Raw genomic sequence first — 1,338 nt, 5'->3', positions numbered from 1 at the left:
AGGTTCGGATTGGCGAGCTTGATTCCCGTGGCGAAAGCAAGGGCCCTTCCGTGGGTCGTGTGTAGGCCGTCAAAGTTGACGAAGCCTGGAACGCGGGAGGAACAGCCTATTCCGCTCACCCAGACTATCTCGTCCTGGTTCAGCTTTAAGTCGTCTATCGCGCGGAGGGTGAACTGGAGAACGCTACCGATTCCACAGCCCGGGCAGAATATCGTCGGTAGCATGTCCTTCCTCAGGTACTTGTCGCGGATTTCGTAAGCGGACTTCAGGTACATCATCCCACCACCCTTTCGACTATCTCCATCGGCGTGTGCACCTCGCCGCCTATCTTGGCTATGAGCTCGACCTCCGCCTTTCCGTTGGTGCCTTCCTTAACGAGGTGGTAGAGCTGTCCGAGATTCATCTCCGGCACGTATATCTTCCGCACGCGCTCTGCCAGCTCCTCGATGTAGTCGAAGTCGAAGGGCCACACCGTGTTGAGCTTCAGCAGGCCCGCCTTAACCCCCTTCTCGCGGAGTATCTTGACGGCCCTCACCGCGGAGCGCGAAACTATTCCGGTCGTGACTATCGCCACCTCTGCGTCTTCGAGCATGAACTCCTCCCTGCTGATTATCTCGTCCTTGTGGTCGAGTATCTTGCGGTAAATCCTCCTGATGAGCCTTTCATGAACCTCGGGCTCAACGGTCCTCGGGTGGCCGTACTCGTCATGGGTCAAACCTGTCACGTAGGTGCGGTAGCCCCTCCCGAATATCGGCATCGGTGGGACGCCGTCTCCGTGCGGGTCGCCGAAGGGAAGCTTAGCCTCTTCCTCGCTGGCTGGAAGCTTTCTCTCGACTACCTCAATCTCCTCAGGCTCAGGAATGTAAACGCGCTCGCGCATGTGGGCAAGCTCGGCGTCTCCAAGGATTACGACGGGAGTCCTGTACTTCTCGGCCAGGTTGAAGGCCCTAATAGTGAAGTCAAAGGCTTCCTGAACGGTTGAGGGACTTAAAACGATGAGCATGTGGTCTCCGTGAGTGCCCCAGATGGCCTGCATTATGTCTCCCTGGGCCGGGAACGTTGGCTGGCCCGTTGATGGACCACCGCGCATCATGTTGACGACGACTATCGGCGTCTCGGTCATTACAGCATAGCCGAGGTTCTCCTGCATCAGCGAGAAGCCAGGCCCGCTCGTCGCCGTCATCGCCTTCGCCCCAGCCCAGGAGGCGCCTATTATCGCCGCTATGCTCGCTATCTCGTCCTCCATCTGTATGCTCACACCGTCAACGAGGGGCATGTACAGGGCCATCGCCTCGAATATCTCGCTGGCGGGCGTTATCGGGTAGCCTGCGTAGAACC

2 protein-coding genes are annotated in these 1,338 nt (G+C 58.4%); both read right to left on the bottom strand.

The features are described from left to right. Nucleotides 1-275 (bottom strand): thiamine pyrophosphate-dependent enzyme (locus MVO87_RS03395; protein ID WP_524540269.1); only part of this gene is annotated, 275 nt, incomplete at its 3' end. Next, nucleotides 275-1,338, bottom strand: a 1,064-nt coding sequence (locus tag MVO87_RS03390) for a 2-oxoacid:acceptor oxidoreductase subunit alpha (RefSeq protein ID WP_297552188.1), incomplete at its 5' end; no start/stop codon positions are given. The genes MVO87_RS03390 and MVO87_RS03395, both read right to left, overlap by 1 nt.

The sequence above is a fragment of the Thermococcus sp. genome (assembly GCF_027063845.1).
Lineage (GTDB): Archaea > Methanobacteriota_B > Thermococci > Thermococcales > Thermococcaceae > Thermococcus.
Note: the sequence above shows the minus strand (reverse complement) of the source record. Positions and strands in the feature narration are given on the sequence as shown.